Annotated in this window: 15 protein-coding genes and 2 pseudogenes; 6 read left to right on the forward strand and 11 right to left on the reverse strand. The window is 65.4% G+C overall.

What is annotated here, in order from left to right; all coding sequences use genetic code 11:
* Positions 1–44 precede the first annotated feature (44 nt).
* Positions 45–1,226 carry a saccharopine dehydrogenase family protein gene (locus ACFYYW_RS47135; RefSeq protein ID WP_387660626.1) on the forward strand — a complete coding sequence of 394 codons (1,182 nt, stop codon included), beginning with the start codon at positions 45–47 and terminating at the stop codon, positions 1,224–1,226.
* 421 nt (positions 1,227–1,647) lie between these two features.
* Here ACFYYW_RS47135 and ACFYYW_RS47140 read toward each other — a convergent pair whose 3' ends face one another.
* The 8 genes and pseudogenes from ACFYYW_RS47140 to ACFYYW_RS47175 form a co-directional block, all read right to left on the reverse strand.
* Positions 1,648–2,181, reverse strand: coding sequence for an adenylyl-sulfate kinase (locus tag ACFYYW_RS47140; RefSeq protein WP_387660629.1), 534 nt, complete (start codon positions 2,179–2,181; stop codon positions 1,648–1,650).
* Positions 2,182–2,980: 799 nt separating this feature from the next.
* On the reverse strand, positions 2,981–3,775 hold the full coding sequence (locus ACFYYW_RS47145) for a hypothetical protein (RefSeq protein ID WP_387660632.1): 795 nt from the start codon (positions 3,773–3,775) through the stop codon (positions 2,981–2,983).
* Positions 3,776–3,810: 35 nt separating this feature from the next.
* Positions 3,811–5,892 (reverse strand): polymorphic toxin-type HINT domain-containing protein, encoded by a 2,082-nt coding sequence (locus tag ACFYYW_RS47150; RefSeq protein ID WP_387660665.1) that lies wholly within the window; start codon positions 5,890–5,892, stop codon positions 3,811–3,813.
* Between the two features lie 267 nt (positions 5,893–6,159).
* Positions 6,160–6,510: pseudogene (locus ACFYYW_RS47155) on the reverse strand (hypothetical protein); the annotation flags it as partial.
* Between the two features lie 209 nt (positions 6,511–6,719).
* The gene (locus ACFYYW_RS47160) at positions 6,720–9,293 is read right to left on the reverse strand and encodes an ATP-binding protein (RefSeq protein WP_387660635.1); all 2,574 of its coding nucleotides are present in this window, start codon (positions 9,291–9,293) and stop codon (positions 6,720–6,722) included.
* Positions 9,294–9,432: 139 nt separating this feature from the next.
* Positions 9,433–9,573 carry a hypothetical protein gene (locus ACFYYW_RS47165; RefSeq protein WP_387660638.1) on the reverse strand — a complete coding sequence of 47 codons (141 nt, stop codon included), beginning with the start codon at positions 9,571–9,573 and terminating at the stop codon, positions 9,433–9,435.
* A gap of 11 nt (positions 9,574–9,584) precedes the next feature.
* Complete coding sequence (locus tag ACFYYW_RS47170; RefSeq protein ID WP_387660640.1) at positions 9,585–9,788, reverse strand: hypothetical protein; 204 nt, start codon at positions 9,786–9,788, stop codon at positions 9,585–9,587.
* A gap of 119 nt (positions 9,789–9,907) precedes the next feature.
* The gene (locus tag ACFYYW_RS47175; RefSeq protein ID WP_387660642.1) at positions 9,908–11,230 is read right to left on the reverse strand and encodes a serine hydrolase domain-containing protein; all 1,323 of its coding nucleotides are present in this window, start codon (positions 11,228–11,230) and stop codon (positions 9,908–9,910) included.
* Positions 11,231–11,531: 301 nt separating this feature from the next.
* Between ACFYYW_RS47175 and ACFYYW_RS47180 the strand changes: the two genes are divergently transcribed.
* Positions 11,532–11,765 carry a DUF6245 family protein gene (locus ACFYYW_RS47180; RefSeq protein WP_387660668.1) on the forward strand — a complete coding sequence of 78 codons (234 nt, stop codon included), beginning with the start codon at positions 11,532–11,534 and terminating at the stop codon, positions 11,763–11,765.
* Positions 11,766–11,878: 113 nt separating this feature from the next.
* Here the strand turns inward: ACFYYW_RS47180 and ACFYYW_RS47185 are convergent, their stop codons facing one another.
* Positions 11,879–12,481: a TetR/AcrR family transcriptional regulator gene (locus ACFYYW_RS47185; protein ID WP_387660644.1), complete on the reverse strand. Its 603-nt coding sequence runs from the start codon at positions 12,479–12,481 to the stop codon at positions 11,879–11,881.
* A 439-nt stretch (positions 12,482–12,920) separates the two neighbouring features.
* Between ACFYYW_RS47185 and ACFYYW_RS47190 the strand changes: the two genes are divergently transcribed.
* The 4 genes from ACFYYW_RS47190 to ACFYYW_RS47205 all read left to right on the forward strand — a co-directional run bounded on the left by ACFYYW_RS47190 (position 12,921) and on the right by ACFYYW_RS47205 (position 16,396).
* Entirely contained in the window at positions 12,921–13,379 is a 459-nt protein-coding gene (locus tag ACFYYW_RS47190) for a nuclear transport factor 2 family protein (protein WP_089514463.1), read from the forward strand.
* 49 nt (positions 13,380–13,428) lie between these two features.
* A complete protein-coding gene (locus tag ACFYYW_RS47195; RefSeq protein WP_387660647.1) occupies positions 13,429–14,667 on the forward strand; it encodes an epoxide hydrolase family protein in 1,239 nt (412 codons plus the stop codon).
* A gap of 292 nt (positions 14,668–14,959) precedes the next feature.
* Positions 14,960–15,340 carry a nuclear transport factor 2 family protein gene (locus ACFYYW_RS47200; RefSeq protein WP_387660650.1) on the forward strand — a complete coding sequence of 127 codons (381 nt, stop codon included), beginning with the start codon at positions 14,960–14,962 and terminating at the stop codon, positions 15,338–15,340.
* Between the two features lie 84 nt (positions 15,341–15,424).
* Positions 15,425–16,396, forward strand: coding sequence for a quinone oxidoreductase family protein (locus ACFYYW_RS47205; RefSeq protein WP_387660653.1), 972 nt, complete (start codon positions 15,425–15,427; stop codon positions 16,394–16,396).
* 33 nt (positions 16,397–16,429) lie between these two features.
* Here ACFYYW_RS47205 and ACFYYW_RS47210 read toward each other — a convergent pair whose 3' ends face one another.
* Positions 16,430–16,756, reverse strand: a complete 327-nt coding sequence (locus ACFYYW_RS47210) for a DUF4158 domain-containing protein (RefSeq protein ID WP_387660656.1) — start codon at positions 16,754–16,756, stop codon at positions 16,430–16,432.
* Between the two features lie 698 nt (positions 16,757–17,454).
* A pseudogene (locus ACFYYW_RS47215) lies at positions 17,455–17,716 on the reverse strand (IS5/IS1182 family transposase); the annotation flags it as partial.

The following is a 17,716-nucleotide window of genomic DNA, read 5'->3' on the forward strand; positions in this document are numbered from 1 at the left end:
AACTCCAACGATCGTTTTAGTCATCGTTCTTCAGGGAGTGGCTGATGAAAATCCTCGCCCTCGGCGGACCCGGTGCGATGGGCCGGGTCGCGGTGCGTGTGGCCATCGGGCTGCCCGGCGTCCAAGAGATCGTCGTCGCCGACCGCGACGCGCACGCAGCGGCGCGACTCGCCCAGGAACTGGGCGGTTCGGGGGTACGGATGAGCGCGCGTGAGGTAGACGTCACCGACGAGGCCGAGCTTGACGCGGTGCTGAAGGAGGCCGACATCGTTCTCAACACCGTCGGCCCGTACTACCGGTTCGGCCTGGGGGTGTTGCGGGCGGCGATCCGTACCCGTACGCACTACCTCGACATCTGCGACGACTGGGAACCCACGCTGGAGATGCTCGCTCTCGACGCCGACGCCCGTGCCGCAGGGGTGTGCGCCGTCATCGGGATGGGCGCGAGCCCTGGCATCAGCAACCTGCTCGCGGCCAGGGCGGTCGCCCGGCTCGACACCGTGACGGACCTCTACACGGCCTGGCCCGTCGACGTGCCTGGAGCCGGCGGCGACGATACCGATTTACGCGGTCCGGACGGGCGTCCGATCGCGGCCGCCGTGCACTGGATGCAGCAGATCAGGGGAACGGTTGCCGTGGTGAGCAACGGCGAGCTCGTGCAGCAGCAGCCGCTGCGGCCGGTCGCGCTCACCTTGCCGGGTGGCCGCAAGGGCACCGCGTACACCGTCGGTCACCCCGAACCGGTGACCCTGCAACGCAGCTATCGGCCCACCGGAGACGCGGCCAACCTCATGGTCATCACGCCTGGCACCGTAGCCTATCTGGACGTCCTCCGCAGCGACCTGGACAGCGGCCGGCTCACCAACGAGACGGCCGCCGTGGACCTGGCGAAACCCACGATGCGCCGCGCTCTGCGGGCCGCCGCGCGCGCCGTCAGGTTCAGCACGCCCGGCTCTCTGCCGCCGTTCTTCGCCGCCGCCACAGGAACCCGGGACGGTCACCCGCTCACCGTCCTGGCCCATCTGGTCAATACGGGCGGGCTGATGAAGAACATGTCCGAAGCCACCGGAATCCCGGCAGCCGCAGGGCTCGCCCAGCTGCTCGACGGCACCGTCGTCCGGCCAGGAGTCCACCCCCCGGAAGTGATCATCGATCCCGAGCGCTTCTTCGCCGACCTGGCCGAGCTGGCCAAGCCTGTCGGGGTCATGATCGAAGAAGCGTCGTGACCGGCGTCTCCCTGAACCTCCGGCGAACCGATTCTCGATCAACTTCCAGGCCAGGTCGCTTCACGGCGTGCCACGTGGACGCCCGCCAACCGGTGGACGGCGGGCGTCGCAGATGATCAGTTCTGGACGGCGTAAGCCCAGGTGATGGTGTGCTTGAGCCCCTCCCCACAGGCCGGTGGCCGTGGCATGCAGGGTGATGTGTCCGGGCCCGGCCGGTTGGTCACCGAGGTGGTCCAGCCGCCGCCTCCCGCGAGATGGCTGCCTGAAGCGTTTGGCCGCGTCGAAGGGGATCGCGCCAGTGCGGTGATCGACTAGGTCGCACCGGCTCGGTGCCGCGCCTCCCGCCGCCAGCACCTGGTACGCACGAACGCCAGACCCGCCGGGCGGGCGGGCAGCACGTACATGCCCTTCTCAGGGACAATCAGCTCCAGCCGACGGCCTTCAGCACAGCCTCGGCCACCTCGGACACAGAACCCTCGCCGGCTTCGACGACAGCGTCTTCGACCTGAGCCTCTTCCAGAATCCGGTCAAGCTCGCCCGACCTGTCGAGATGCCACCGCAGAGCCTCCCCCTCATCTTGGTGGCGCCGAGCCAGGCGCTGCCGGACGACAGGGAGCTCCACCCGGAGCCGGCAAACGGCCAACTCGATCCCCACCGCCTCCGCATACCGCCGGCGCTCCTCGCGGGTCTCTGCGACACCTGCCATGACGAGTCGGACGGCCCCAGCCTCCAGATAGTTTCCAGCGACGCAGCGCAGGTTCCGCACGGCCACCTCGAAGTTGAAACGATCACCGGGCGCAGGGGGCCAGGATCGTCGAAGGGCATCCAGGTCGATGACAGCATGGGCCACCCCAGCATCGGCGAGCAGGTCGCCCACCATGTCCGCGACCGAGGTCTTACCCGCTCCCACCGTGCCGATGATCAAAAGGGCGCGTGACGGTTCACCAAGAGACATACAGATCATCCTGGCAAGAGGTTCGCCGGGCCCTCCGCCCGGGGTCCGCGCCAAGCACACCCGATCGAGGACGGCCTCAGTCGGCAGTGCGGTGCGCCGGGGCCGCGGTGAGGATCGAAGCAAGCAGCCCGGGGAAGCAGCGCTCCAGATCGTCCCTAAGGGAGTTCGGCCAGAACGGGCCGATCAACGTGCCGGAGTTCGGCAGCGTCATCACCGCGGATGGCCTGCGCGGTCTGCTGATCGCCGAAGCCTGCCTGCGGGCTGAGGACAGCCATCGTTATCTTGGGTTGTTGGCCTGTTCTCGCAGGTCGGAGCTTGATGATCTTGTCAGGCACGTAAGGCAAGTAGGCCCAACCTCCACGGCAAGTTGTGCCGAAGGCGTGCCCAGGTGCTCTGGTGGTGGAGATGCCTCTGCGCCGTCTACTTGCTCACGTGCTTGGCGAGTTGGCTGGCGGGCGTCGAATCGTGATGTTCTGTCTGTCAAGTCGCTGTGCGTGAGGTCGTGGCCGCATTGCCGTCGCATCACACGGGCGTGAAAGGCGAGCGAGGGTGGGGCGACGACGCAGATCGTGGCGGTGCACGGGGTGGGAAGCAGCTGTTGGGGAGCAGTCACTGCTGAAGGAGTGGCGGCCTGCGCTGCAGCCAGGGTGACCGACGACCTGCTCGCCGTCGCCAGGGCTCGGCGCGGGTGACGGTAAGACCCCTTCGGGCGACGAAGGCTGCCCATCCTCCTCGGCGGGATCACGCTTCGGCTCGAGCTATTGGCCTACAATCACGCCCGCACTCATCCCACATTCATTCATCCCAAGGAGCTCATTTGTTGCCACACGCTTGCTACACGGTTCTGGAATTCGCGCTCCGACATATCCCCCACATCGCGGAGAGTCGGATCAAGGACGAAATCGTCAATTGCGTAAAAGACGGAGTTCATGAGCTCGTTGAATCTACCGTGAAGTCGTTCCCCTCTACATAGGATCTGTCTGCGGGCAGCGAGCCATTCGCTGATGAACTCTGACACTTCGATTTGGCCCTCGCCTAGCAACTTCATCAAATGTAGCTGTCGTGCGGTATACGAAGCAGCTTGTACCTCATCCGGAGAACCCCAGGACCGCCAGCGTGGACGGTATTCGTTTGCGACGCTCATAAGATCAGGGTGCGCCTTGGCGAGCTGTCGAGCGGATCGAGAGAACTGCGCCCGTGCTTCATCGACTCCGACATCGAGGCAGGCTCGAACAAATTCGTAACGGCCGCCCAATAGCGAGTACTCCGGATCTGCTACAAGCAGCGCGCCGGAAAGATCCGTCAGCGCAAGCAGGTATGTGGGTGCATTCCATCCGGAAAGCACTGCCATAAGACCTGCAGCCGACATGTCAATCTGGGTGATGTGACCGACAATCCGCCCCTGCCGCACTTCTGCGATCATTCCATGCGACACACCAACCTCACTAGCGGCGGCAGATAGCCGTGTTGTCAATGTTCTTCTAAGGAAGGACGCGTTGAGGACCGGAACAACAGTCTTGTCCCCAAGATCCAACCACTCAGTGTTAAATCGTCGCCCTTCATCTTGCAGAAGGGATGTGAGACGGTCGATCATCCGAAGATCTTCATCTCCCTACACCTCAAAAGGCGTCACCACAGGTGACCGTTATCTATGATGTCCTTGAATTGTGCGTTGTTAAGTTTATATGCTGTCCAGAATCGCCCATAGGTGTTCAACATCACCATCTTTCTGGACTTGGGATCGATAAATCCCACCGCTTGGCCCTGGCTTCTGTAATTAAACCTGTAAATCTTGGTTCCAGGTGCCATAATGTGTTCGCGCATCTTAGCTTCAAACGCCGCCAGAGTTCCCTTGTTTCTGGTTGCCTTGATATCGAAGTCCTTAGCGTGGGCATCGAATTTCTTCGACATTGTACTCGGATCTGAGAAGTCGGCGCGCTTGACCCATCCGGCGATGCAGTTGGAATTGTGGACAAGAATATCCCTTGTGCCAACTGTGACGTAGTACGTGTTGAGGTCAGCGACCGACAAGTTGTAAACAGCCCGTGAAGCCGTCCATCGCTTCACCGCAGCGACTTGGATCCATGTACCCGTAGAGGTGCGGAGCCAGTCGCCTGGCTGAAGATATGTTGCGTCAACCCATTCTTGGAGAGAAGGAACCCAGAAGGGATGCTGAGCGGTTGCGATCAGCGACTGATAGTTGGCGTCGACTGCGCGCCCTGTCGTTACAGTAATCTCCGTCAGATTCTTGATGCCGGATCCGCTGATAAGGGTTGTAACCGTCCTAGCTACCGTCTTCCCGCTGATTGGGTCGGTGGGTAGGACCTGATCTCCCTCGCGGATCTCTTCGATGGGTTTACGGCTTCCATCTGACATGAGCACCAGAGTGCCCAGCGCAAAGCTATTGCACTTTTCTGCAATTTTTACGCCTGCCGATCCGAGTCTTCCGAACACCTTGCCGAGGCCTTTAACGCCCGCCTTTGCCGCCACTCCGACTTCCGGCAGGAAATTGATGGCAAAGAGCCCGCACGAGGCCATGCTTCCATTAAGACAGTCCACGGCATCGCCGAAGAAGAAGTCAAGGAAATCTTTCAAGGTTAGATTTTTGCCGCTTCCGATGACCCTATCGATATTTTCCCTTCGCAACCTTAGCCAGAGCTTGTCATCAATGCCGAGCTCGTCACGCCATTTGTAGCATCGTTCAAGGGCGTCAACAAGACACTCGTTCAAGAACTGCTGAGCCGTCTTGGCTAGCTTCGCCGTCTCCTTGATTTCCCGACACGCCGCTTCGCCGTAGTAGCTTGAGCACGTGATCGAGTTGAATTTGCCTGCCGCTGCCGCCGGAGCTACCAAACAGACACAGTTGCTGGTCCTAGCCGCGTTCTTTGCCGCAGCCCAGAGAAAGGCTTCGTTATCGACCCCGTTCAACGGGTCGTAATGAGCTGCGAAATTCCGGCGCGCCCTCTTGCCTATGGCCGAGTTGTCTCCCCAGAAGTCTGCGCCAGGGACATCACGGCCGGCTCCCAGTCCTACATCGACCACGTTGGTTCTGCGTGCTTCATCTTCGGAAAATGACGCGTGGCGGTCGACGTCCCAATACTCGCCCGGCACGAATCCGCCACAGAAATTCAGTGCCGCTCCGGCGCAAGCGAGGGGGCCGCCACCGTCTCCGATAGAGCTGCCGCTCCCACTACCGCACTGGTTGATGATCCCACCGCACACATTACCGGTGTAGCCACCGGAGGTGTCGCCCCAACCCGCGGTACCAGGCATGGACCATGAGTTATTGCTGGTGGTGAAGTGGCCGGTCTGGTCAGTACCGGTAAGCGGGGACGCGTTGGCGTAGGTGTAACGATTGGCCTGCACGGACGGGTCGGGATCGAGGGCAGCGGTGTCCCGGCTGGTGAAGGTGCCAGTATCAGGCTGGTACCAGCGGGCGTGCATGTTGACCTTGCCGGTGTCCGGGTCGGTGTATTCGCCCTGGTATCCGAGGTTGTTCTGGACGCCTGTTCGGGCGGTTACCTCGCCGAAGGGTCCGTAGCTGGTTGAGCTGACGAGGGCGGTGCCGGTGTAGGTGCCGACCAGGTCGCCGTGCAGGTCATTCAGTGCGCCTGTGGCGGGGGCGGCCCCTTCTTGCAGGCCGAGAAGTGCGCCGAACGCGTCGCGAGAGTATTTGGCTTGGATGTTGCCGCTGACGCTGATGGCGGCCAGGTCGTTGCTGAGGCCGGAGTACTGGTGGGTTTGTCTGGTGGTGGCGCTGGTGCGGGTGGTGACGCGGTCGAAGACGTCGTAGGCGTACAGGCTGTCGGCGTCGGCGATGAGGCGGTCGAAGGCGTCGAAGGTGAGCTGGGTGGTGTTGCCGGCCTTGGTTTGGGTGGCCAGGGTGCCGCGGGGGGTGTACGTGTAGGTGGTGCCGTCGCCTTCGGTGAGGCGGTTGCGTTCGTCGTAGGTGTAGGTCTTGGTGCCGGCCTTGGTGCGGTTGCCGGCGGCGTCCCATTCGTAGGCGGTGGTGGTGCCGCCGGGGGCGGTCCAGGAGGTGAGGCGGCCGGCGTGGTCGTAGCCGTAGCTGTTGGTGCCGGCTCCGGCCAGGCCGGTGGTGGTCTTGGTCTTGAGGTTGTCGTCGAGGTCCCACCCGTAGGTGATCTTGGCGAGTTCGGTGCCGCTGCTGCTCTTGAGGGTCTGGGAGGTGGCGCGGCCGAGGTCGTCGTAGCCGAAGGTCTGGGTGTTGGCGGGGCTTGTTGAGGTGAGGCTGGTGACGCGGTTGGCCCTGTCGTAGCCGTAGGTCCAGGTGCGGCCGGCGACCGGGTCGGTGGCGGTCTTGGCGCGGTTGGCGGTGTCCCAGGTGGGTGTTCCTCTGGGCGGCTGCGCTGCTCACCGAGCCTCACGAGCGACTCTCCGGACTGGAGGAATAGCGCATGGTCGGAATGACTCCCTTCCACCAGTGAAACAGGTGTCGATCAACGCAAAGTACCTGCTCAGGAGTAGCTTGCCGGGGCAAGGGGGGCAGCATGCGGATACGGCGACGGACAAGCGTAGGGCTACCAGCCTCGATACGAGAACCGCCGGACTGCGATGGCTCTACGCCTGCGCGAGAGGGCTACGGCTGACGATCGGTCATGCTCTAGCAGAGGATTAAGGGCTCCCGCTCCACACGATCTGGAGCAGGCGCGCGACAATTCGCACAGATCGTTGTGGACCGCTACTTCTCCGGACTGATTGCCCAGGTTTCGGAGCAGTTCCTGGGCCTTGACGAGAGCGGCCGTGGCGGCTTGGAGATCCCCGGTCAATCGGCAGACGACGCCAAGAACAGTGAGCGCCTCGGCCTCGCCCGCCCGGTTGCCGAGGGCTCGATACAGTTCCAGCGCACGCGTGAGGCTGGTGGTGGCCGCGAGTAGATTTCCGGTCGCCTGCTGGGCGGCTCCCAGGTCATTGAGCGCGTGGGCTTGCCCGAGGGGGTCGCCGATGACCTGGTAGACCTCAAGAGCCCATACGAGATCGGCCATCCCTGCTCGGTGCTCCCCGGTCGCCTGCTTCACGCAGCCCAGATTGTGTATGGCGCTGGCTTCCCGAAGCCGGTTGCCCATGGCACGGTGCAGGTCGCGAGCGTGTATGAGGTTGGCGATCCCCGCCTGGTGATCCCCGGTCAGGTGTCGGACGATCCCCAGGTTGTTGATCGTGTTGGCCTCCCCGATCCGGTTGCCGGTGGCTCGATGCAGTTCAAGGGCCCGGGTGAGACTGGCCGTCGCCATCTCAAGATCGTCCGCGCGGCCTTGGAGGGAGCCCAGGTACGTGAGCGCATTCGCCTCGCCGAGCGAGTTGCCGGAAGCGTGGTACAGGTCCCTCGCCCGTGACAAAGTCGCGGTGGCCTCCCGATGGTCGCCTGCCCAGCTCTGAAGGACGCCCAGGTCGTTGAGCACGTTGGCCTCGGCGAGGGGATCGCTGACGCTGCGTGCCGTCTCCAGGGCGACTCGATGAAGGTGCAGTGCCTGGTGCCAGTGGCCGTGGACGCGGAGGAAGCCGAGCATCGCGGCGGGAAGGGCGACCGCATGTCCGAACCAGCCGTGCGACACGGCGTGGTCGACGACGGCATGGAGATTGAGCCGTTCGGTTTCCATCCAGGCCACGGCTCGTTCCCAGGTCGACAGGTCTGGCAGCCACGCCGGCCGAACGGCGCTCACTTCCGGCACGCCAGCGGGAACTCCTTGCGTTGTATGACGATCCGCGTCGCGGGCGGCGTGAAGGTAGTAATCCAGCAGCCGCTTCCCGGCCGCGTTGCGTACCTTCTCGCGCTCCACCGCCAAGGCGCGAGCACGGGCGTGCCAGCGGATCAGATCATGAAGGCGATAGCGGCCCCGAACCGGCTCGTCGACCAGGTGGTAGGCGAACAGATCGTCCAGTAGCCGACGGGCCGTGACCAGATCAATGGCTCCCAGAGCGGCCGCGGCGTAGACATCGATGTCCGTTCCGGGATGGAGACCGAGCCGGCGAAACAAACGCCGCTGGTCTGCCGACAGATTCCGGTACGACACGTCCAAGGCGGCGGCGACCGAGACATTCTCGGCCTGCAGGCAAATCGGGCGACCCGCAGCCGAGGCGAGGTCAGCTACCAGGTTGGCGACGGTCCACGCCGGATGATGTTTGAGCTGTCCGCCCGCCAGGCTGATGGCTAGAGGCAGGGATCCACACAATGCGACGACCTGAGCGACCTCAGGATCGCCGAAGAACAGGCCGGGACGGCCCGCCACCAGGACGAGTAACTCCGCGGCTTCCCGCGATGGCAGCACATCCAGCGTGATGGTCTTGGCACCGGGCAAAGCGGTGAGCCGCCGACGGCTGGTGACCAGAACCAACGTTCCGGAGGCGCCAGGCAACAACGGCTGGACCTGCTCACTGCCACTGGCATCGTCCAGCACCACGAGCGCCTTCTTGTCTGCCATCCGATCCCGCCACAACCCAGCGCGGGCCTCTGCGTCTGCAGGGATGTGCTGCGGTGCGACACCGGCCCACAACAGCAACGTGGACAGGACGTCAGCGGGATCCCTCGGGAGCTGCCCGGGAGTATGGCCGTGAAGGCGCACGAACAACTGCCCGTCAGGGAACCGGGCAGCGAGCCGGTGGGCGGCGTGCACGGCGAAAGCGGTCTTGCCCACCCCAGCCATCCCATCGATCGCGCTGATCCCCACCACCCCGGGACGTGTCCCGTTCGGCAGTGCCTTGAGCACCTGCTCTATCTCGGCGTGGCGGCCGGTGAACGAGGCGACATCGGGAGGCAAGGTGTGCGCCGCAGTAGGCAAGGCGCCGACGTCCACGTCGCCGTGAAGCCCATGGAGGTGCTCCCCATGGTCGAGGGACGCCTGTCCCTCATCCGCAGGACGACGGAACAGTGCGACCACCGAGACCGCTAGCCCTGCCGCACCGATGAACATGCTGATCACACTGGCACGTTGATCCAGCACTGATAGCAGAGGCAGAGGCAGATGCAACGGATCGGTCACCAGTCCAACCAGGCCTACCATCAGGAGGCTGGCCAATAGCACGGTGGAGGCGATGAGGGTCACCCGGCTTCGGCGTCGGGGACGACCGTCCAGCGGCTTCGACGTCGGCACAGACATGCTTCAACACTGCCGTTCGCGTCCGTCGCACGGCACCTGAAGTGACGGATGCATCACCTGTCATCACAGCCCTGACAGCGTCAGGGACAAGCGAACGTCGGTCGTGAATAGTGCAGCCTTCCACCAGTAACCGGCCGGGTCAGCGCCGGCGCCAGGCGGCTGAAGCGGGCGGCTCGCCCGACTCTGCCTGGTACAGCCGTACGTGGCTGATCTGATTGATGCGCGGCAGCAGGTCGACGTTCAGCAGCCGGCTGATGCCGAACCCGATCTCTGCACGCACGGCCTGGATGTTCAGCAGGCGGCCATGTCGCTGTAGCCGAGGTCGCTGCTGATCTTGATGCTCGCCACGACCGTCACACACCGGCGAACGCTGACAATGATCGGCCCGGCCGACGATTGGGAGGTGGTCTCGATCTCTTTGGCGTCGAACCACCTGCCGTAGAGATCCTGGGAGCCTTGGCCGGGCTTGGTCGGCCAGTGCATCTGCAGGATCATGTGCTTGATTCGTGTTTTTGGGCTCCGCCCAGCGCGAACGGACAGAAAGGCGCACTTAATACCCTTCTGCGGGTGGGCGCGGATGTGCCCGGTAGCAGCTTCGTTGACGGCAGGCCGATTCAGCGGATCCGCCTGGCCGCCCTACCGCCCAGGTGCAGGAACGCGACCTCACCCGCGTCGTCTCGCAGGAAGCGGCCGACGGCACGCTGCGGGTCGGCGGCGATCGTCACGTCGTCGCAGCCCTCGACCAGCGCGAGCGGCATGTCGGGCATGCCCTCCACACCCGCGGCCACCAGTTCGGGTCGCAGCACGAATCGCGCCGTCAGACCCTCGTCGACCTCGAAGGTCCACTGCCCCGCGTCGTAGCTGCCCGCGTACTCCGGCGCGGGTTCGCGCAGCGCCAGCCGTACGGCCTGCGGCTTGGCGTCGAGCAGATGCTCCAGGCACCAGTCGGTCACCAGCTTGCCCAGCACCTTGCCGGGCGCGGAGCTGGTGAGCGTGGTGACGGCGAAGCCGCGCTCGGGCACCAGCACGAACGTGGACAGCTGCAGGTTGCCGATGTTGCCGCCGTGCGTGACCAGTCGCACGCCCGCCTGCTCATCCAGCAGCCACGGCAGCCCGATGCCGGTCCACGGCACGCCGACCCGGACGTGCTCCGCCTGCATCAGCTCCCTGGTGGCGGCTCCGACCGGCTCCTCGCCGCTCGCACCCAGGTGGAAGGCGGCGTAGCGGAGCTGGTCGCGCACCGACGACACCAGCCCGCCCTCGGGCATGCCTTCGCGGAACAGCCCCCACGTGTGCGCGACCTGCGGGCCGTCCTCTCCTATGGTGTGCCCGACGGCGTGCGACCGCGTCGCGGCCTCCCAGGGGAAGAAGAAGCTGGAGCTCATGCCCAGGGGTTCGAGCACGATCCGACTGACCGCGCTCTCGTACGGCTCGCCGCACACGACCTCGATGACCCTGCCGAGCAGCCTGAACCCGGCGTTGTTGTAGGAGGCGAGCGTGCCGGGCGGGAAGAGCTGGGGCAGCTGGTCGTAGGTACCGATCGAGGCGGCCAGCGCGCCGGTGTCCCAGCTCTCGCCGTCGTCGATATCGCCGAGGAATCCGCCGGTGTGGGTGAGCAGGTGCCGGATAGTCAGCTCGTCGGCGGCCCGCTCGTCGGCGAGCTGGAAGCCGGGCAGATACTGGCGCACGCGCCCGTCCAAGTCGAGCCGACCGCGCTCGACGAGGTGCATGATCGCTGTCGCCGTGATCGTCTTGGTGGTCGATCCGATCTGGAACAGCGTGTCGCCCGTCACGGGGGCCGGCGCGTCGACGCTGGTGACGCCGGTGGTGAGGACGTGGTCCGCGCCATCGAAAAGCACGCCGACGGCGGCACCGGGGACATGGAGGGATTTCACCTTGCTGTCGAGCAGGCTCTGCAGATGGTTAAGGTCAGCCATCCGTTCATCCTGCCGACAGCGAGAGCGGTGGACTTCGTCCGCCCGCACCATTTCCGTCGCGCTGTTCGTCCAGGAGTCAGGGACGCCACCGCTGGCCAGCCGTCTCCGGTCATGCATCCTGGGTGCCGTTAAGAACCGCGCCACCAACCCCAAGCGGCAGCTTGTTTTCCCAGGCCGAGCGGGGTGTCCTCCGGAGAAGCGTCGTCTCGCCAGGGCCGCCGCAGCTCTCACGTGTAAGCCATTGACCTGCATATTCTCGCTCGTTTGGGGCTGGTGGCGCGGTTCTTAACGGCCGCCCTTACTGCGCTGGCAGGTGCTGCGGGTGGCTGGCCCCTTGAAGCTCGTCGCCCAGGCCCCCTCGACCGGGCCGGTCCCGCTGGCGGCCGCGCACGCCGCCGAGGGCCTGCAAAAGCTCCTCGGCATCGCCTGCACCGGGCGGGTGCCCGATGTGGAGGCGGTCAAGGAGGGGGCATCGAGATCGAGGCGGCCCGCCAGTGCCTCGTCGACGCGATCGACAACGTCGACATCCTGCTGAAGATGCTCAGTGGCCTGTCGGTGTCTCGACAAGGAAAGGCGAACACGTGCCGGGGCGGGAAGCGCTGCGGGCCCGCGAGTCGGCTGCCTCCGCAGACCTCGCAGGGAAATCACTCACCCCGACACGGCCTGAGTACCCACGGGTCGAAGTGGGCTGAGTGCCTCGGTCAGCGCTGCTTCCAGATAGTCCGTGCGCCCGGTCGTCTGGAGCATCACGACCCCGCCCTGGACGGCGGTCAGGATGCTGCGCGCGCGACCGAGTGCCGCGTCTCGCCCAGCGGACGTCACCGTCTCCACACCGCGCACGAGGGCCGCCTCCCACTTGTCGTAGAGAGAGGAGACGACTGCGCGAGTCTGCGGGGAGGATTTGCCCAGCTCTGCGGTGAGGCTGCCGAGGGGGCAGCGCTGCCCCAGTTCCGTGTAGTGGGCGAGCACCGCGTGCTGCCAGTCCTGCCAGGACTCCCACGTCGAAAGATCGTCCAGAAACGGCTGCTGCGCCTCCAGGACCTGCGCGGCCTCGTACTCGGTGACGGCTGCCAGAATGTCGGACCTGCCCTCGGGAAAGTAGTGGAACAGCTGGCTCTTGCTGGTCGCCGTGGCCGCCCGTACATCGTCGAGCGACGTGTCGGCGATCCCCTTCTCCCGGATCAGAAGCGCCGCCGCAACAACGATGCGCTGTCGAGTCGCCCTGCCCTTCGCAGTCAGCCCCTTCTTCATCTTCACATCATCGCACACTTTTGGACTGTTTGGTCCACCACTGGCCCGTAACGGCATCCCGAACCGCCTCCAGGCCTGGACGGTCACCGTCCGGCTGCTCCGCCGAATGGGGCCCCGCCTGCTGCTTCCACCACCTGGAATTCCGTACCGACTCGCCGCACACCTTGCACCGGCCGGAGACTTGCCGCAGCTTCGCCCGGCACGCATGCCGCGCCTGTCGGCAGCCTGCTTGGCGTGAGGGCTGCTGCATGACGCAGCCAGTCGGGTCCTGTGGCCGACGTCTCTCATGTTTGGACTTGCCAGTCCATTTTTGAGGATGCATGATGAATGGACCAAACAGTCCACAGAGGCTCGGGGCACCCCGGTGGTGGCCGCAGCGCAGGCCGCATGGTCGCCGGCCCACGGTGCACGTGCATGACGTCAAGAAGGAAGATCGATCATGGAAGCTGTTGAGCGCCTCAGCATCACCGAGGAACTCCGCCGCCTGATGGCCCGCTATGTCCGTTATGCCGATCACCAGCGCTGGGACGACCTGGCGAACCTGTTCACACCTGACGGCACGTTCAGCCCGCACAAGCCGGACGGAACGGTGTGGCTGCATATGAACGGCCGGGACGAGATCGCCGCGACGGTCGGCTCCAGCGGCGGCCCCGGCGTCACCCTGATCCACCACCTGTTCTCCGATGAGATCGACGTCGACTCGGAGACCACCGCCCACGGCGTGTTCGCGATGGAGGACATCGTCACCCGTCCCGAGGGCGCCGCGGTGTCCGAGACCATTCCCTTCAGGGGCATGCACGGCTTCGGCCACTACCACGCACGTTTCGTCAAGATCGATGGTTCCTGGCAGATCGCCGAGCTCAAGCAGACCCGAGTCCGTCTGGACTTCACCGCCTGACCCCTTCGGCAACAGATTCCCCTTCATTCCAGCAGAAAGCAGCATCGCCATGAGCAACAGCAACAAGCCCGTCGCGCTGGCGCCCTACCACATCGACGTCTCCCAGGACGCCCTCGACGACCTCAAGGAACGCCTGCAGAAGACCCGCTTCTTCGACGACCTGGACAACGAGGAGGAGTACTACGGCATCAGCACCGCCTACCTGAAGCCGCTCGTGGAGTACTGGGCGGACGGCTTCGACTGGCGTGCGCAGGAGAAGCGGCTCAACGTCTACAACCAGCACAAGGTCGAGATCGACGGCGCACCCGTGCACTTCGTGTACGAGCGCGGCAAGGGCCCGAACCCGATCCCGCTCATCATCAGCCCCGGATGGCCGTGGCCCGGCGAGTTCAGCTACGGGCTCATCGGGCCGCTGACAGACCCCGCCGCCCATGGCGGTGACCCGTCCGTCTCGTTCGACGTCATCATCCCGGACCTGCCCGGCTTCGCCTGGTCCACCCCTGTCGTCAGAGGCGATCTGAACTACTGGAAGATCGCCGACATCCTGCACAAGCTCATGACCGAGGTGCTGGGCTACGAGAAGTATGGGGCGGCGGGTTCCGACTACGGTGCTCTGGTGACGAGTGCGCTCGGCCACAAGTACGCCAACAGCATCATCGGCCTGCACTACGGCCACGACATGCCTCCGGGCCAGTTCGCCAACGAGCGGTTCTGGGACCTGACCGACGGCAGCAAGATCCCCGAGGACGCCTCACCGGAGCTGCGGGAGGGCTTGGAGAACTTCGTCAACACGTATGTCTCCCACGTCGCTGTGCACATGCTGGACGGCTCGACCCTCACCCACGGTCTGAACGACTCCCCCATCGGGATGCTCGCCTGGCTGCTGCGGCGGTGGAAGAAGTGGAGCGACAAGCGGGGCAACTTCGAGGACGCCTTCCCCCGCGACTTCATCCTCACCCAGGCCACCGTCTTCTGGGTGACGCAGTCCATCGGCACCTCGATCCGGATGTACCGCAACGCGGTGCGCCATCCGTGGGTGCCCTCCCACGATCGTCGGCCCGTCGTCGAGCCGCCGGCCGGCTTCACCTTCCTGCTCGGTGACGCCTATCCGCCCGCCATCAACACCGTCGAAGAGCGCATCGCCCTCTTCGAGAACGGGCCCACGCGCAGTTCCTTCAACGTGGTCAACGTCAATGCCCATATGAAGGGCGGCCACTTCGTCCACTACGAGAACCCCGAGGCGTTCACCTCCGACCTCATCGAGACCTTCCGCAGGATCGGTGGCTGACCCCGCGGGCGACGGGCCTCCTGCTCCAGTCCCGGAAGCAGCAGGCCACACACCGTGCCGCTGCCAGACCGGGTGCTGTCCGACCGCGGTACGGCCGAGTCTCCCCGGGACATGACCGTCTCCCGCGGCGCAACAGCCCAGCCGGGCCCGCCCCTGTCGCCACCGACGCCAGTTCCGGCATAGACGCGCATCATGGGGAGCGATTCTCCGGACTTGCTAGTCCAGAAGATTCCTCCTGCGCTCAGCGACAACCGAACACACACATACACCGACCCAAGGGGAGAACCTCGACATGCCTGCCACCCACAACGACACACTCGTCCGCGACTTCGTGAACGCCTTCAACGCTCAGGACGCCGACGCCCTTGCCCCCTTCCTTGCCGATGACGTCGTCTTCACCGCCTACGGCGACTCCCCGGTCGAGGGGCGCGACGCGGTGGTCGCCCTGTGGAAGGGCATCTTCGCGAAGTTCGCACAGATCAAGTTCGAGACCGTGCACCAGGCGGTGAACGGTGACATCGTCATCGCCGAGCAGATCCACGGGCTCGCCCTGCCCGGCGGGAAGCTCGCCCCGGTGATGAACATGGCGATCTACGAGCTCCGCGACGGCAGGATCGCGGCCTGGCGCGACTACACCAACCCCGCCTACGCGTCCACATTGTTGCAGGCTTGAGCGGGGCCGCTCCGCCATTCCTTTGACGCGTGCCGACCGTCCGGCAGGCGTACCGACAGAACCGAGAGAAAGAGGGTATGCGCCATGCGCGCCGTAGTAGTGGAAGAACTGGGCGGACCGGAAGTGCTCCAGCTGAAGGAATGCCCCGACCCCGCACCAGGGCCGGGCGAGCTGGTGGTGGACATCGACTTCTCCGGTATCAACTTCATGGACACCGGCACCCGCTCCGGATTTTCGGTGCCCGGCAACCCACCCTTCGTCCCCGGGGTCGAGGGCGCCGGACGGGTCACCGCCATCGGCGAGGGCGTCAGCGGCTTCGCAATCGGCGACCGGGTGGCCTGGGCCTACGTCCACGGCAGCTACGCCGAGAGGATCGCGGTCCCCGCCGCCCAGCTCGTCCCCGTCCCGGACGACATCCCCAGCGACATCGCCGCCGCGACGATGATGCAGGGACTCACTGCACACCACTTCGTCACCGAGTCCGCGCCCCTGGCCGAGGGCGAGACCGCGCTCGTGCACTCCGCCGCCGGCGGGGTCGGGCGCATCGTGACCCAACTGCTCAAGCTGCGCGGCGCGCGCGTGATCGGCCTGGTCTCCCGCGAGGAGAAGGTCCAGGCCGCGAAGGCGGCGGGCGCGGACGAGGTCCTCGTCTCCTCGGGCGGCGACTTCGTGGATCGGGTCAAGGACCTGACCGACGGCGAGGGAGTCCACGCGGTCTTCGACGGCGGCGGCGCCGCCACGTTCTGGTCCTCGGTCGAGGTACTGCGACGGGTCGGGACCCTGGTCTACTACGGCCCGCTGATCGGCGACATCCCCACGGTGCGGCTGTTCGACCTGCCCAAGAGCATCAAACTCACCTACGCAGTGTTCGCCGACCACATCCACACCCGGGAGCTGCTGCTCCAGCACACCGGAGACCTCTTCGACAAGATCCGCGAGGGCAAGCTGCAAATCGACATCAGCGAGCGCTATCCCCTGAGCGCCGCCGAGCAGGCCCACGCCGACATCGAATCGCGCCGCACCTCCGGCAAGCTGCTGCTCGACCCGAGCCGTTGAGCCGGACAACCTCGAACGGCGGCCTGACGCAGCTCAGATCTTCCCTGGCGGTATGGAAGCTCGGCCGCATCGAGGAGAAGTGGACCGCGGGACTGCGCCCGGCCGAGCAGCAAACAGGCGCCGCTCGGCCATCGTCCGGGACTCCGACACCTGCCGGGCCAGCACCGAGACGCCCGGCACCAGCACCCGGTGCCGGCGCAGCCACGTCACCGCGTGGTTGAACAGCGCCACCGGCCCCTCGGCATGCGTGGAAATCAGAGCGTGACCGGAGGTAAGTCCGTGCCCGCCCAACTCCACGTCGCACGGCACCGGCCACGCCCTTCGCACGCGCCGCAGGCGATCGCCTGAGGGGAAGGTCATGCAGGTCCTGCGCGACGCCGCCTGGCTCGCACGATCCGCCGCCCGCTTGTGGTGGAGCGCCACCGGCGGCGCTCAAAGGCCGTCGCGGCGCCGCGGCCCGCCGGTAGGCGGCTGGCCCAGCAGATGCGGGCGCTGCCGGACCGCTACGCCGATCGGCTGCCCGCCGCAACGAGTGAGTGAATTCGAGCGCCTGCGAGTAGCTGCCCACGTAGGGCAACGCCACCTCTCCCGTCGCGCAAATTACGGCGATCCGCTGCTCGACCAGCCAGCATGCGAACGCGGAGTCTGCGGGCCAGATCACCACATAGCTGTAGGCCCCGCTGCGCCCGAGCAGAGCAGCGGTGGGGTCGATGGGCCGCCTCAAAGTAGGCGATCAGAAGCGCCTTTTCGAACCGCTCGAGAGTCATGATCAGGAGCCTGCCCGCAACGCCGTCACTGCCATCCAAGGTGACGGTCAAGTCCCTGCAGCGGCCGCCGCTGCCGACCATGGGCCCAACAGCGCTAGACGGGGCGCCGCTTACGAACATGCCATATAGCGCCGGGCAGACCCTGACCTCGCATCTCGGACGTGAGGTCTGCGGCTGTCTGCAGACCCTGAAGAACTAAAGAGCTACTCATCCAGTGACAAGCCAGACCGGCGGATGCGGTCGGCTTCTTGAGGATCAATCCGCTCTAGAGCCTGTACGGAGTTCGGATCTCTAGGCTGGTCGGAGGCTTCGGATCCATAAGACGGCCCCGCGTAGGTGCAAGCCGGCCAGATAGCTTTCGGGCGTTTTGTCGAACCGGAAAGCCAGCCCACGCCACTGTTTGATCCGGTTGATGCAGCGTTCGGCCGTGTTGCGCTGCTTGTAGAGCTCGGGATCACGGGTGACCGGCCGGCCACCGGCAGATCCGCGCTTCTTGCGGTTGGCCGCCTGGTCGGCCTTCTCCGGAATGACCGCCTTGATCCGGCGTCGACGC

It is taken from the genome of Nonomuraea sp. NPDC001831 (assembly GCF_042892035.1).
In the GTDB taxonomy this organism is placed as follows: domain Bacteria; phylum Actinomycetota; class Actinomycetes; order Streptosporangiales; family Streptosporangiaceae; genus Nonomuraea.